Source organism: Streptomyces sp. RKAG290 (assembly GCF_023701695.1).
Classification (GTDB): Bacteria; Actinomycetota; Actinomycetes; order Streptomycetales; family Streptomycetaceae; genus Streptomyces.
Genome location: NZ_JAJOZC010000001.1, coordinates 2,205,556 through 2,219,105, shown reverse-complemented (window position 1 = coordinate 2,219,105; position 13,550 = coordinate 2,205,556). Strand labels below are relative to the sequence as shown.

The following is a 13,550-nucleotide window of genomic DNA, read 5'->3' as shown; positions in this document are numbered from 1 at the left end:
TGGCGGTACTACCCCCGGGCTACCGGACGCAATCCTTCCGCGGACAGGCTTCGCCCAGCTGTCGCACAGGAACAGCCGTCGCAGGAACAGCCGTCGCGGGAACAGCCGTCGGACAGGAACGGCCGGCGTGCGGGAGTGGCGGCGGCGCGGCGTGTGCGGGCAGCCCGACGGAAAGCGGCCCGGCGGGGAATCCCCCGCCGGGCCGCTTCCACGGTCACTTTGTCCGTGCGCGCCCTTACAGCGCGCCGAACCCCACCCGTCGGGTGCTGGGCTCGCCGATCTCCACGTAGGCGATCCGGTCGGCCGGCACCAGGACCTTGCGGCCCTTCTCGTCCGTGAGGCTGAGCAGCTGCGCCTTGCCGGCGAGAGCCTCGGAAACCGCGCTCTCGACCTCTTCGGCGGAAAGCCCGCTCTCCAGAACGATCTCCCGGGGCGTGTGCTGCACCCCGATCTTGACCTCCACGGCTATGTCCCTCCGACGGTCAGTCCCTGCGCGGTGAACCGCGCCGTACGCAGCACACATTAGCCCGCTGAGGGGACCCGCCAGGGCTCCACGGGCAACGCCCGCAGCGAACACGCCCGGCGGCCGCCCGGTCAGTGCTGATCGATGCCGTGCAGCGGGAAGCCCGCGATGCCCCGCCAGGCCAGCGAGGTGAGCAGCTGCACCGCCGTGTCGCGCGGAATGGCGGACCGGCTGGAGAGCCAGTAGCGGGCGACCACCTGGGACACCCCGCCGAGGCCCACCGCGAGCAGCATGGACTCGTCCTTGGACAGGCCCGTGTCGCCCGCGATCACGTCGGAGATCGCCTCGGCGCACTGCAGCGAGACCCGGTCGACCCGCTCGCGCACGGCCGGCTCGTTGGTCAGGTCCGACTCGAAGACCAGCCTGAAGGCGCCGCCCTCGTCCTCGACGTACGCGAAGTAGGCGTCCATCGTCGCGGCCACGCGCAGCTTGTTGTCGGTCGTCGACGCGAGCGCCGTGCGCACCGCCTGGAGCAGCGACTCACAGTGCTGGTCGAGCAGGGCCAGGTAGAGCTCGAGCTTGCCCGGGAAGTGCTGGTAGAGCACCGGCTTGCTGACGCCGGCCCGTTCCGCGATGTCGTCCATCGCGGCGGAGTGGTAGCCCTGCGCGACGAATACCTCCTGCGCAGCACCCAGGAGCTGATTGCGTCGGGCGCGGCGGGGCAGGCGAGTGCCCCGCGGGCGCGCCGCCTCGGTCTGCTCGATGGCTGTCACGCCGCCTCCCAAATTTGTGATCCGACACACCGTTCCGTGCACGCTGCGCCATACCGCCATCGTACTTTCGGGTAACCCGGGTATGCGCGGCGCGGACGCAGAATTTCACGGACCGGACGACTGCGGTAGCCACAGATTCTTCGATCTGTGCCGCATAGCAGGACGTATCAGCGGTAATCGTCCTCATCCTGTGAGACGACGCGGGCCTGCTCGGCCGCATCGGCCTCGTTCGCGCGGTTCCGGTCGAGTTCCGTCAGTGGTTCGTCGCTCTCCGGGCGCAGGTTCGTCTGCTGCTCGGCGGCGTCCGCGGCGGGTGTCTCCTGGCCGGGTTCGTCCGGCTGGACGTCCTCGAAGCTGTCCGGGTCGCTGGGGTCGACCGTCATGGTGACTCCCTTCCTTGCTCCGAGCGTAGGAGCAAGGGCCCGAAGGCGCTATGCGGTGTGTGACGGCGAACACATGAACCACGGTGTGATCGTCTCGTAACATTGCCGCATGTCTTCGACCGAGCTGCCGGGAGTCCGTGCCGCCGCCGCAGCGGTGGCCCCCACGGTGAGCACCGTCAGGGTCGCGGAGGGCGAGAAGCTTCGCTCCGTGACGCTGCCCGGACTGACGCTGACCGTCCGTTCGCGGCCGCCGGAGCGGACCGGGCTGCCGGCCGCTCACTTCGTGCACGGGCTCGGCGGCTCCTCGCAGAACTGGTCGGCGCTGATGCCGCTGCTGGCGGACGTGCTGGACAGCGAGGCGCTGGACCTGCCCGGATTCGGGGACTCACCGCCGCCGGACGACGGCAACTACTCCGTCACCGGCCACGCCCGCGCGGTGATCCGTTTCCTCGACGCGGGGGAGCGGGGTCCCGTCCACCTGTTCGGCAATTCGCTCGGCGGCGCGGTCGCGACCCGGGTCGCGGCGGTCCGTCCCGACCTGGTGCGCACCCTCACCCTGATCTCGCCCGCGCTCCCCGAGCTCCGGGTCCAGCTGTCGGCCGCGCCGACCGCGCTGCTCGCCGTTCCGGGCGTCGTCTCCCTGTTCTCCCGGCTGACCCGGGACTGGACCGCGGAGGAACGCACCCGCGGAGTCATGGCACTCTGTTACGGCGATCCGGCACGTGTCTCCGAGGCGGGCTTCCGCGATGCGGTGGCCGAAATGGAGCGAAGGCTGGAGCTGCCGTACTTCTGGGACGCCATGGCGCGCTCCGCCCGTGGCATCGTCGATGCGTACACACTGGGCGGCCAGCACGGACTGTGGCGCCAGGCCGAGCGGGTGCTCGCACCGACCCAGCTCGTGTACGGCGGACGGGACCAGCTCATCGGGTACCGGATGGCACGCAGAGCGTCCGCGGCCTTCCGCGACGCGCGGCTGCTGACACTGCCCGACGCCGGGCATGTGGCGATGATGGAGTACCCGGAGGCGGTCGCCCAGGCGTTCCGGGAACTGCTCGACGAATGCGGCGGGAGCTGATACGGGGCGTGGGACGACACAGTCGAAAGGGCCCTGGGGCCACGGCCCCTGAGGCCGGGCCCGCCGCGGTGGACGCGGGCGCCGAGCGCGAGGGCGTGCGCCCCGCACCCGGCAACGGCCGACGCAGGCGGCCCGGTGAGATGCCGGCCGGCGCCGACGGCCACACCCCGCCCCGGGGCGCTCCCCAGGTGCGCGGTGGACACCCCGAACAGCGTGAACCCGGCGGCGGTTGGGGCACCGGGCCCATGGAGCGGCCCACCGAGCGGCCGGGTACGCCGCGCGGCGGAACCGGCCGCATCGCCGCACAGACGTCGGCGCCCCCGCGGCCGCAGGCGCAGCAGAACCCCCGTGGGGCCGGCACCAAGCCGCTGATACCGGGACCGCGGCGGGAGTTCGTCGAGGCCTTCGACGCCCCGGCCGCCGCGCCCGCACCCCGCGGGCCGGTCCCGGCGCAGGCCGCCCCGGCCGATCCGCACAGCTCCGCCGGTGACCGGGGCGAACGGCCGCCGGGCGGCGGCGATGCCGCCCAGACGCCTGCCAGGGACCCCAAGGGCGGCAAGGGCCGCACCTTCACCGGCATCGCGGCCGCCGCGGTGACCACGGTGCTCGCGGTCGTCGTGGCGGGCCAGGTCGCCCACGACGGCGGCGGCCGGGCCAGTGCCGCGCAGCCCGCGGGCGTGGACCGGGACGGCGGCGCCGACACCTCCCGCTCGGACAGCAGGAGGACGCCCGCCCCCAAGGTGATGGTCAAGCCGCTTTCGTACGAGCAGAAGATGGCCAAGCCCTATCCGCTGGCGCCGGCGCTGAAGGGATCGGGGAAATTCGAGGTCGTCCCCGGTGCGGCGAAGGCTCCGGGCAAGGGGCACAAATACCGCTACCGGATCGATGTCGAGAAGGGCCTCGCCCTCGACTCGGCACTCTTTGCCCAGGCGGTCCAGAAGACCCTCAATGACGACCGGAGTTGGGCGCACGACGGCGACATGACCTTCGAACGGATTTCCGGTGGTGAGCCGGATTTCGTGATCACGCTGGCCAGTCCCGGGACCACGGGCGTCTGGTGCGAGAAGTCGGGTCTGGACACGACGGAGGACAACGTCTCCTGCGACTCCGCCGCCACCGAACGCGTGATGATCAATGCCTATCGCTGGGCCCAGGGCTCGTCGACCTTCGGTCCGGACAAGCTCTTCTCCTACCGTCAGATGCTGATCAACCACGAGGTCGGCCACCGGCTCGGACACAATCATGTGAGCTGCCGCACGCCGGGCTCCCTCGCTCCGGTGATGCAGCAGCAGACCAAATCGCTGGATATCGAAGGCATCAAGTGCCGTCCCAACGCCTGGGTGTATCCGGCTCGTTGACCCTGACCTGCGTCTGCGGGGGCAGGCGCGGGCGCAGGCGCAGGAGGGCCGGTAGCCGGGCCGTCCGCACGGCCCTGCCGGTACGTCTGTCCGGATAGCGAGACTGCTGTCTCACATTGCGTTGACATCGTGCGGGCCGTCGCTCATATTTCTCGCATGTCACGCAGCCTCGTCACCTTCGATCGCGCCGCCATTGAGCTGGCGCTCATCGGTGTGACCGGGCACAGCGTCGCCGACGTCGACTGTTGCTGACGCCTGCCCGAGTGCGCGTCGGCCCCTTGTCCGGGCTCTGAAGTCCCGGACGGACCTCCCCGACTGCCGCACCGGGCGTAATCCGTCCGCAGGCGCGGCAGTTCCGGTTCCCGGCTTCCCACTCTCTCGTCGCCGCCTGCACGGATTCGCTTCTGTTTCCTCCATTCAGGCAGTACATCCGAGAGGTCACCTTCCGATGCGTCAACCGTCCGTCATATCGCGCCGCGTAGCAGCGGCGGCCGCAGTACTCGTCGTGGCCGCGGGCGCCGCGGCCTGCGGGCCCGAGGACAGCAGCAAGGGCAGCGACGGCAGCTCCGGCGCAGCGGGCGCGCCCAAGAAGGGCGGCACGCTCACCGTCCTCAACAGCGCCCCGCAGGAGGACTTCGACCCCGCCCGGCTCTACACCTCCGGCGGCGGCAACGTCCCCTCGCTCGTCTTCCGTACGCTCACCACCCGCAACCGGGAGGACGGCGCGGCAGGCTCGAAGGTCGTCCCCGACCTGGCGACCGACCTGGGCAGGCCCAGCAAGAACGCCACCGTCTGGACGTACACCCTCAAGGACGGCCTCAAGTACGAGGACGGCTCCGCGATCACGAGCGCCGACATCAAGTACGGCATCGAGCGCTCCTTCGCGGCCGAGCTCTCCGGCGGCGCGCCCTACCTGCGCGACTGGCTGATCGGCGGCGCCGGCTACCAGGGCCCGTACAAGGACAAGAAGGGCCTCGACTCGATCGAGACGCCCGACGCGAAGACGATCGTCTTCCACCTCAACAAGCCCGAGGGCGAGTTCCCCTTCCTGGCCACGCAGACCCAGACCACCCCCGTGCCCAAGGCCAAGGACACCGGCACGAAGTACGAGGAGCACCCGCTCTCCTCGGGGCCGTACAAGGTCGTCAAGAACGAGGGTGACGGCGAGCGCCTCACGCTGGAGCGCAACACCCACTGGTCGTCCGCCACCGACGAGGAGCGCAAGGCCTACCCCGACCGGATCGACGTACGTTCCGGGCTCGACTCCGCCGTCATCAACCAGCGGCTCTCCTCCTCGCAGGGCGCCGACGCCGCGGCCGTCACCACCGACACCAACCTCGGCCCGGCCGAACTCGCCAAGGTCAGCGGCGACAAGAAGCTCGCGGCCCGGGTCGGCACCGGCCACTTCGGCTACACGAACTACATCGCCTTCAACCCGAAGGTGAAGCCGTTCGACAACCCGAAGGTCCGCAAGGCGATCTCCTACGCCGTCGACCGCTCCTCCGTGGTCAACGCCGCGGGCGGCTCCTCGCTCGCCGAGCCCGCCACCACCTTCCTGCCGGACCAGGCCTCCTTCGGCTACACGCCGTACGACGCCTTCCCGGCCGGCAAGACCGGCAACGCGGCCAAGGCGAAGGAGCTGCTGAAGGAGGCCGGTTACCCCAAGGGGCTGACCGTCACCCTCACGCACAACAACGACAAGAACTTCGCCACCAGCCCGGAGATCGCCACCGCGCTGCAGGAGGCGCTGAAGAAGGCCGGCATCACCGTCAAGCTCCGGGGCCTGGAGGACAACGCCTACTCCGACACGATCTACAACGTGAAGAGCGAGCCGGGCTTCTTCCTCGGCGGCTGGGGCGCCGACTGGCCCTCCGGCGGCCCGTTCTTCGCGCCGATCTTCGACGGACGCCAGATCGTCAAGGCCGGCTACAACTTCAACGCCTCCCAGCTGAACGACTCCGCGGTCAACAAGGAGATCGACGAGATCAACAAGCTGACCGACCTGAGCGCCGCCGCCAAGCGCTGGGGCGCGCTCGACAAGAAGGTCGGCGAGCAGGCACTGACCGTGCCGCTGTTCCACCCGGTCTACAAGCGCCTGTACGGCGAGTCCGTCAAGAACGTCGTGATCAGCGACTGGACCGGCGTGCTCGACATCTCGCAGGTCGCGGTCAAGTAACCATGGCCGAAGCACTGCTGGTCAAGGAGGCGGGGGCCGTCGAGGCCCCCGCCTCCGGGGCTCATCCGTTCTGGCAGCGGCTGCGAACCAGCCGCTCCGCCCTGGTGGCGGCCGCCGTCGTCGCCCTGCTGGTCCTGACCGCGCTCGCCGCACCGCTGCTCGCGGGCATCGAGGGCCAGGACCCCACCACGTACCACCCCGGCCTCGTCGACTCCGCGACCGGCGGGGTACCGCTCGGCTCCTTCGGCGGGATCAGCGCCGATCACTGGCTCGGCGTCGAACCGCTCACCGGACGCGACCTGTTCGCCCGCGTCGTGTACGGCGCCCGGGTCTCGCTCGGTGTCGCGCTCGGCGCGACGCTGCTGCAGGTGATCATCGGCGTCCTCACCGGCCTCGCGGCAGGCCTCGGCAACCGCTTCGTCGACCAGGCGTTCAGCCGGGTCACCGATGTCATGGTCGCCCTGCCCGTCATGGTGGCCGCCCTCGGCGCACTCGCCGTCGTCCCGGCCGGATTCCCGCGCCCGGTGCTGATCGCACTGCTCGTCGGCCTGGTCGGCTGGACCCACGTCTCGAAGATCGTGCGCGCCAAGACCCTCGCCCTGAAATCGCTCGACCACGTCGCGGCCGCCCGGCTCAGCGGCTGGGGACCGTGGCAGATCGCCCGGCGTGAACTGCTGCCCGCGCTGGCCGCGCCCGTCATCACGTACGCCGTGCTGCTCTTCCCTGCGAACATCGTCGTCGAGGCGGCCCTGTCCTTCCTGGGCGTCGGCATCAAACCGCCCACGCCCTCCTGGGGACAGATGCTCAGCGACGCCGACACCTGGTACCAGGCGGCACCCACCTACCTGCTGATCCCGGCCGGACTGCTCTTCGTCACCGTGCTCGCGCTCACCGTCCTCGGCGAGGGCGTGCGCACCGCACTGGACCCGCGCGCCGCCTCCCGGCTGCGGATCGGCACCGGCGCCAGGAAGGAGGCCGGAGCATGAGGTGGTTCCTGCTGCGGCGGCTCGGCGGGGCGCTCTTCGTCCTGCTCGCCCTCAGCGTCGTCGTCTACGCCGCCTTCTACGTGGCACCGGGCAACGTCGCACAGATCGCCTGCGGTCCGCGCTGCTCGCCCGCGCAGGTCGCCCAGGTCAGCGACCAACTGCGCCTCGGCGACCCGGTGTACGTGCAGTACGCGCACTTCCTGCAGAGCCTGGTCGCCGGCCGCGACTACTCCACCGGCACCGGTGTGGTGCACTGCGATGCCCCGTGCCTGGGACTCTCGTACCAGAGCGGCCAGCAGGTCACCCAGCTCATCGTCACCAAACTGCCGGCCACCGCCTCGCTCGCCGTCGGCGCGTTCGTGCTGTGGATGGTGCTCGGCGTCGGCACCGGAGTGCTCTCGGTGTGGCGCCGTGGCCGCGCCACCGAGCGCATCCTCACCGGGATCACCCTGGCCGGCATGGCCACACCGGTCTTCGTGATCGGCCTGCTGCTGATCATCATCTGCGTCACGGCGCTCCAGATCCTGCCCTTCCCGGACTACGTGCCGTTCACCGAGGACCCGGAGCAGTGGGCCTGGAACCTGCTGCTGCCGTGGATCTCGCTGGCGCTCATCTCCGCCGCTCCGTACGCCCGGATGACCAGGGCGTCGATGCTCGAGACGCTCGCCGAGGACCATGTGCGGACCTTCCGGGCGTACGGGGTCAGCGAGCGGGTGATCGTCGGACGGCACGCACTGCGCGGCGCGCTCGCCCCGGTGATCGCGCTCGGCGCGCTGGACATCGGCTCGATGTTCGGCGGCGCCGTGCTCACCGAGTCGCTCTTCGGGATTCCCGGGATCGGCCGCGAACTCGTCGCAGCCGTCCGGAACGTGGACCTCCCGGTCGTCGTCGGTCTGGTGCTCGTCACCGGATTCTTCGTCGTCATCGCCAATGCCGTCGCGGACATCCTGCAGGCGACGGCCGACCGACGGGTGGTGCTCACATGAGTCTGGTCGAGGTCACCGATCTCTCGATCTCGTTCGGCGACGTGCACGCGGTGCGCGGCCTGTCGTTCTCGCTGGAGGCGGGCGGCGCGCTCGGTGTCGTCGGCGAGTCCGGCTCCGGCAAGAGCGCGTCGGCGTACGCCCTGCTCGGACTGCACCGGGGGACCGGTGCCAGGGTCGGCGGCTCGATCCGGGTGGCCGGCGTGGACGTCCAGTCCGCCGGCGACGCGGAACTGCGCGGGCTGCGGGGGGCCAAGGCGGCGATGGTCTTCCAGGACCCGCTCTCCTCGCTGGACCCGTACTACGCCGTCGGCGACCAGATCGCCCAGGTGTACCGCGTCCACCACCGGGTCTCCCGGCGGGCGGCGCGGGCCAAGGCCGTCGAGGTGCTGGACCGGGTCGGGATTCCCGACGCGGTACGCCGTTCCCGGTCCCGGCCGCACGAGTTCTCCGGCGGGATGCGGCAACGGGCGCTGATCGCGATGGCGCTGGCCTGCGAGCCGCAGTTGCTCATCGCCGACGAGCCGACGACCGCGCTGGACGTCACCGTCCAGGCCCAGATCCTCGACCTGCTGCACGACCTGCGCCGGGAGACGGGCATGGGGCTGCTGCTGGTCACCCATGACGTGGGCGTGGCGGCGGAGTCGGTGGACGAGGTACTGGTCATGCAGTCCGGACTCGCGGTGGAGCGCGGCCCGGTGGCGGAGATCCTCGGTGCGCCGCGCGAGCCCTACACCAAGGCGCTGCTCTCCGCGGTGCCGCGTATCGCCCCGCAGGCGGACAGTCCGGCCGCGGCGACCGGACACCCGGTGACCGACGAGGCCGAGGTGCTCGCCGAAGCCGACGGCGTGCGGCAGGTGTTCGGCAGGGGGAAGTCCGCCCTGGCCGCCGTCGACGGGGTCTCGCTGACCGTCCGCCGCGGCGAGACGCTCGGCATCGTCGGCGAGAGCGGCAGCGGCAAGACCACACTCGGGCGGATGCTCGTCGGTCTGCTGGAGCCCACCTCCGGGCGGCTCACCCGCGTGGACCAGGTGCAGATGGTCTTCCAGGACCCGGTCTCCTCGCTCAACCCGCGCCGCTCCGTCGGCGAGTCGGTCGCCGACCCGCTGCGGGCGCGCGGACAGCGCGACGAGGGCGTGATCAGGGCGCGCGTGAGCGACCTGCTGGAGCGCGTCGGGCTCGACCCGGCGCAGTACGACCGCTATCCGCACGAGTTCAGCGGCGGACAGCGTCAGCGCATCGGCATCGCGCGGGCGCTGGCCGCCGAACCGAGGCTGATCGTCTGCGACGAGGCGGTCTCCGCCCTCGACGTGACGACCCAGGCCCAGGTCATCGCACTGCTGTCCGAGCTGCAGCAGGAACTGGGACTCGCGCTGGTCTTCATCGCGCACGATCTCGCCGTGGTACGGCAGGTCAGCGACCGGGTCGCCGTCATGCGGCGGGGCCGGATCGTCGAGGAGGGCCCGGTGGAGCAGGTGTACGGAGCGCCCCGCGACCCGTACACCAAGCAGCTTCTGGCGGCCGTGCCGACACTCGATCCGGCCCTCGCGGCGACGCGTCGCGAGGCCCGCAAGGAGCTGACCGCGGCCTGACCCTACGTAGCCGAATGCCTCTATAGCGCGACGGAACGCTACGCGGGCGGGAAAGTTACGACGGTTCACCCCTTTCGGTGGTGCGACGGACAACCGTCCGTCGCACCACCGGCGTATCCGCTTACGGTCGTCCCGCTGCGAGTCGCCGATCCAACGGTGGCCGCCCACAAGGGAGATCGGGGGTGTGCTCGTGCGGATCGGACTGCTCACCGACGGTGGTTATCCGTATGCGACCGGTGATTCCAGACTCTGGTGCGACCGTCTGGTGCGCGGACTCACGCAGCACGAGTTCGATCTCTTCGCGCTCAGCCGCACGGCCGAGCAGGAGGCGCAGGGCTGGGTGCAGCTCCCGGTCCATGTGAGCCGGGTACGCACGGCGCCGCTGTGGACCGCGGACGAGGACACCCTGGGCCTCCACGCCCCCAGGGGAGTGCTCTCACGCCTGCTGACCGGAGGGGGCGCACGGTCCTACGGACGGCGCGAACGGCGCCGGTTCACCGCCCACTTCACGGCGCTCGCGACCTCGGTCTGTTCGGCGGGCGCGACCGGTGGCGAGCGGGGTGAGGGCGAAGACCCCGCCGGCCGCGGTGCACCCGGCGAGGCAGCCGGTTCCGAGGACGCCCGGTTCACCGAAGGCCTCTACGGACTCGCCGAACTGGCCTGTGAGCACGGCGGACTTCCCGCCGCGCTCCGCTCCGAGACCGCGGTACGGATCCTGGAGGCGGCCTGCGGCGCGCCCGGCACCGGCCGTACCGTCCAGAGCGCCACCGTCCCCGACCTCCTCGCCTTCGCCGCGGAGCTCGACCGGGTCCTCCGCCCGCTCTCCCTCGACTGGTACGACGAGGAGAGCCTCGGCGCCGTGGACCTCTGCCACGCCACCTCCGGAGGCGCCGCGGCCCTGCCCGGGCTGCTGGCCAAACGCTTCTTCGGGGTGCCGCTGCTGGTCACCGAGCACGCCGTGCAGCTGCGGTCGCACTATCTCGCGGCGACCGGCACCCCGCTCAGTGCGCCGGTGCGCGCCCTGCTGGCGAACTTCCACGGCCGCCTGGCCGGCGAGGTGTACCGCCAGGCGGCCCTCATCACCCCAGGCAACACGCACGCCCGCCGCTGGCAGGAGCGCTGCGGCGCGGAACCCGCCAAGGTGCGCACGGTCTACCCCGGCATGGAGTCCGGCCGGTTCGCGGCGCTGGGCGAGAACGAGGGCGACGGCGGCCCGGACACCCTGGTGTGGGTCGGCCGGATCGAGCCCGCCAAGGACCTGATCGCGCTGTTGCACGCCTTCGCGGAAGTGCGCAGGGCGGAGCCCGACGCCCGGCTGCGGATCATCGGCGCGCCGGCCCAGGGGCCCGAGGGTGCGGGCTACTTCGCGCACTGCCGGGCACTCGCCGCCCAGCTGTTCCCGGACGAGGCCGCTGACGCGCATGCCGTCGGCGACAACCCGGTCTCCTTCGAGGACATCGGCGGGGTCGAGGTGCCCGACCTGGCCCACGCGTATGCGGCGGGCGGGGTCGTGGTGCTCTCCAGCGTGGTCGAGGGCTTCCCGATCAGCCTGGTCGAGGCGATGTTCTGCGGCCGGGCCACGGTCTCGACGGACGTCGGCGCGGTCGTCGAAGTCATCGGCGGCACGGGGCTCGTGGTGCCGCCGCGCAACCCCCGCGCCCTCGCGGACGCCTGTCTGGCGCTGCTGCGGGACCCCGAGCGCCGTGCGCGCCTGGGTGCGGCGGCGCGCGCCCGGGCGCTCGAACTCTTCACCGTCGAACAGAACCTCGCGGCATTTCGCGGCATTTACCTGGAGCTGATCTCCCGGGCCCCGGTGCGCCGGGAGGCGGCGGCCGCGCACGGCGGACCGCGCCCCTTCGCCACCCCTCCGGAGGCCCACGTCCTCGGCCTGTGGCCCGAGCCGGACGAGGGCTCGGCCCCGGAACCCGCCGAGCGCACGCCGAGCTGGGCCGGAGCGCGTGGAGCGGGGGACGGCGATGTGTGACCAGGGGATGTGTGACCAGGAAACGGCCGGACCGGGCCGCGGTCAGGACCGGTCAGGACTGCCCGGCGCACCGGGTGAGCCGGCTCGCGGTCAGGACCGGCCAGGACTGCCCGGCGCACCGGGTGAAAAGCACGGAGGAACGACGATGGGCCGCCCGACCGAGACCCCGGACGCCGGGCGGTCCGACGTCGGATCGACCGAGACCCCGGACGCCGGGCCGGCCACCACGGCAGCCGGGCCGCTGACGCAGGCCGGGCCGGACGCTGGACCCGCACCCGTGGCCGAGCCGGTTGCGGTATCCGAGGCCAGGCGGGACGCGGTATCCGAGGCCACGCCGGACGCGCTGCCGGAGGCCGAGCCGGTTGCCGAACCCGAGGCCACGCCGGACGCAGTGCCCGAGGCCGAGCCGACAAGTGCCCCGGCGGTCGCGGCTGCCGCAGCGCGGTGCGCGAACCCGGATGCCGGGACGGGCGCGGCCCCGGGGGCCACCCCGCAGAGCGAGCCGCGCGGACAGCAGGCCGCACCGCAGCGGACCCCGCCGCCCGTGCGTCGCGCCGCCTCCCCGGAGCTCGTGGAGGTGCACTCCTCCCCACGCGCCCCCGAGATCGCGCGTGCCGCGCCGTCGCGCAAGCTCAGCACGGGCCGACGTGGCCCCGCCGACCCCGTGAAGACGCTCATGCACCGGCACCGCGAACTCTGCGAGCGCGCCGTCGATCCGCTGGAGATCGCCGCCGGGCTCGAAGCCCACGGCGTCACCGACCGCACCGCCGCCCGCTACCGGCACCGCGACGTGTTCTCGCTCGCCGAGGAACTGTTCGCACGGGTACCCGGCATCGCGGGGGAGTCCGGCGGAGCATTTCCCGCTCCGGCGCGGGACATCGAGACGCGCGCCGCGTGGTCGCTCCGGGCGCTGCTGCCCGGCGCCGCCTGCCTGGCCACCCTCGTCGCGCTGCGGCTCACCGAGGGGGCGCTCGGTGACGAGGCGCGGCTCGCCATCGGCAGCGGCGGCGGGCTCCTCGCGCTGATCGGGCTCGCCCTCGCCCTGCGTACCGGCCCGCTCTCCACCGGCGGCCGCTCCACGGGCGCCGCCGACATGTACGGCTGCTGGCTGCTCGGCTACGTCCTGTACGGCAACGCCCTGCTCGACCAGGTGCTCAGCGGCGGTCCCGAAGGCCCCTGGGCGATCACCCCGGCACCCCTGCTCGGGCTCGCCGTGGCGGTGGCGCCCGCGGCCTGGTGCGCGCACCTCTTCTCCGTGCACGCTCACCGCAAACTCCACGGCAGCCGCGCACTGGAGGAGTTCGCCGCAGGCGTGCGCCCCCTGCTGTTCGGCGCCGTGGCGTTCTTCCTCGTCGTACTCACCGGGCTGCTGTACCTGGCCGGCCTGGGGATCGGGGGCGGTGGCGCCCCCGTCGGAGCCGCCGCCCTCGGGGTACTGCTCCTGCTGGCCCGGCTGCTCGCCGTCCACGGCTTCCCCGAACCCGCCGCCACCGGACTCGCCGCCGCCTGCGCCGTCGAGGCCGCTGCTCCCGCACTGATCCTGGCCGGGCGGCTGCCCGGCCTCGACGCCGTAGCCCGGCCGGTCGACGTGCTCGTCGAGGCGGCGGGCACCGGCGCAGTACCCGCCGTGGCCTGCGGCGCGGCCGCGCTCGGCCTGCTGACCACCGCCACCGTCGCTCTCTCCCGAGCCTCCGCCCACACCGCCGCCTGACGCACCAACACAGCCCCCGCGGAGCCGACGCCGCGGGTCCCTTCCCGCACCGTACGCAACTTCCCC

General features: G+C 72.2%; 12 protein-coding genes. 9 read left to right on the top strand and 3 right to left on the bottom strand.

Annotated elements, in window-relative coordinates:
• Positions 1-235: 235 nt before the first annotated feature.
• The 3 genes from LNW71_RS09265 to LNW71_RS09255 all read right to left on the bottom strand — a co-directional run bounded on the left by LNW71_RS09265 (position 236) and on the right by LNW71_RS09255 (position 1,619).
• Entirely contained in the window at positions 236-463 is a 228-nt protein-coding gene (locus tag LNW71_RS09265; RefSeq protein WP_024490505.1) for a DUF3107 domain-containing protein, read from the bottom strand.
• A 131-nt stretch (positions 464-594) separates the two neighbouring features.
• On the bottom strand, positions 595-1,236 hold the full coding sequence (locus LNW71_RS09260; RefSeq protein WP_018105511.1) for a TetR/AcrR family transcriptional regulator: 642 nt from the start codon (positions 1,234-1,236) through the stop codon (positions 595-597).
• A gap of 167 nt (positions 1,237-1,403) precedes the next feature.
• Complete coding sequence (locus tag LNW71_RS09255) at positions 1,404-1,619, bottom strand: hypothetical protein (protein WP_250967792.1); 216 nt, start codon at positions 1,617-1,619, stop codon at positions 1,404-1,406.
• A 109-nt stretch (positions 1,620-1,728) separates the two neighbouring features.
• On the opposite strand from LNW71_RS09255, the gene LNW71_RS09250 reads away from it, so the two are divergent.
• From LNW71_RS09250 to LNW71_RS09215, 9 genes are all read left to right on the top strand, one after another.
• Positions 1,729-2,694: an alpha/beta fold hydrolase gene (locus LNW71_RS09250; protein ID WP_250967791.1), complete on the top strand. Its 966-nt coding sequence runs from the start codon at positions 1,729-1,731 to the stop codon at positions 2,692-2,694.
• Positions 2,679-4,052 carry a DUF3152 domain-containing protein gene (locus LNW71_RS09245; protein ID WP_285802080.1) on the top strand — a complete coding sequence of 458 codons (1,374 nt, stop codon included), beginning with the start codon at positions 2,679-2,681 and terminating at the stop codon, positions 4,050-4,052. Before LNW71_RS09250 ends, LNW71_RS09245 begins: the two co-directional genes overlap by 16 nt.
• A gap of 156 nt (positions 4,053-4,208) precedes the next feature.
• Positions 4,209-4,304: an Ms4533A family Cys-rich leader peptide gene (locus LNW71_RS36890; RefSeq protein ID WP_311316959.1), complete on the top strand. Its 96-nt coding sequence runs from the start codon at positions 4,209-4,211 to the stop codon at positions 4,302-4,304.
• A 196-nt stretch (positions 4,305-4,500) separates the two neighbouring features.
• Positions 4,501-6,228 (top strand): ABC transporter substrate-binding protein, encoded by a 1,728-nt coding sequence (locus LNW71_RS09240; RefSeq protein WP_250967789.1) that lies wholly within the window; start codon positions 4,501-4,503, stop codon positions 6,226-6,228.
• 2 nt (positions 6,229-6,230) lie between these two features.
• The gene (locus LNW71_RS09235; RefSeq protein ID WP_250967788.1) at positions 6,231-7,214 is read left to right on the top strand and encodes an ABC transporter permease; all 984 of its coding nucleotides are present in this window, start codon (positions 6,231-6,233) and stop codon (positions 7,212-7,214) included.
• Positions 7,211-8,200 carry an ABC transporter permease gene (locus tag LNW71_RS09230; RefSeq protein WP_250967787.1) on the top strand — a complete coding sequence of 330 codons (990 nt, stop codon included), beginning with the start codon at positions 7,211-7,213 and terminating at the stop codon, positions 8,198-8,200. The genes LNW71_RS09235 and LNW71_RS09230 overlap by 4 nt, the downstream gene beginning before the upstream one ends.
• Positions 8,197-9,789, top strand: a complete 1,593-nt coding sequence (locus LNW71_RS09225) for an ABC transporter ATP-binding protein (protein ID WP_250967786.1) — start codon at positions 8,197-8,199, stop codon at positions 9,787-9,789. The genes LNW71_RS09230 and LNW71_RS09225 overlap by 4 nt, the downstream gene beginning before the upstream one ends.
• A 190-nt stretch (positions 9,790-9,979) precedes the next feature.
• Entirely contained in the window at positions 9,980-11,773 is a 1,794-nt protein-coding gene (locus LNW71_RS09220) for a glycosyltransferase (protein WP_250971947.1), read from the top strand.
• A 571-nt stretch (positions 11,774-12,344) separates the two neighbouring features.
• Positions 12,345-13,484, top strand: a complete 1,140-nt coding sequence (locus tag LNW71_RS09215; RefSeq protein WP_308294563.1) for a hypothetical protein — start codon at positions 12,345-12,347, stop codon at positions 13,482-13,484.
• Positions 13,485-13,550 lie beyond the last annotated feature (66 nt).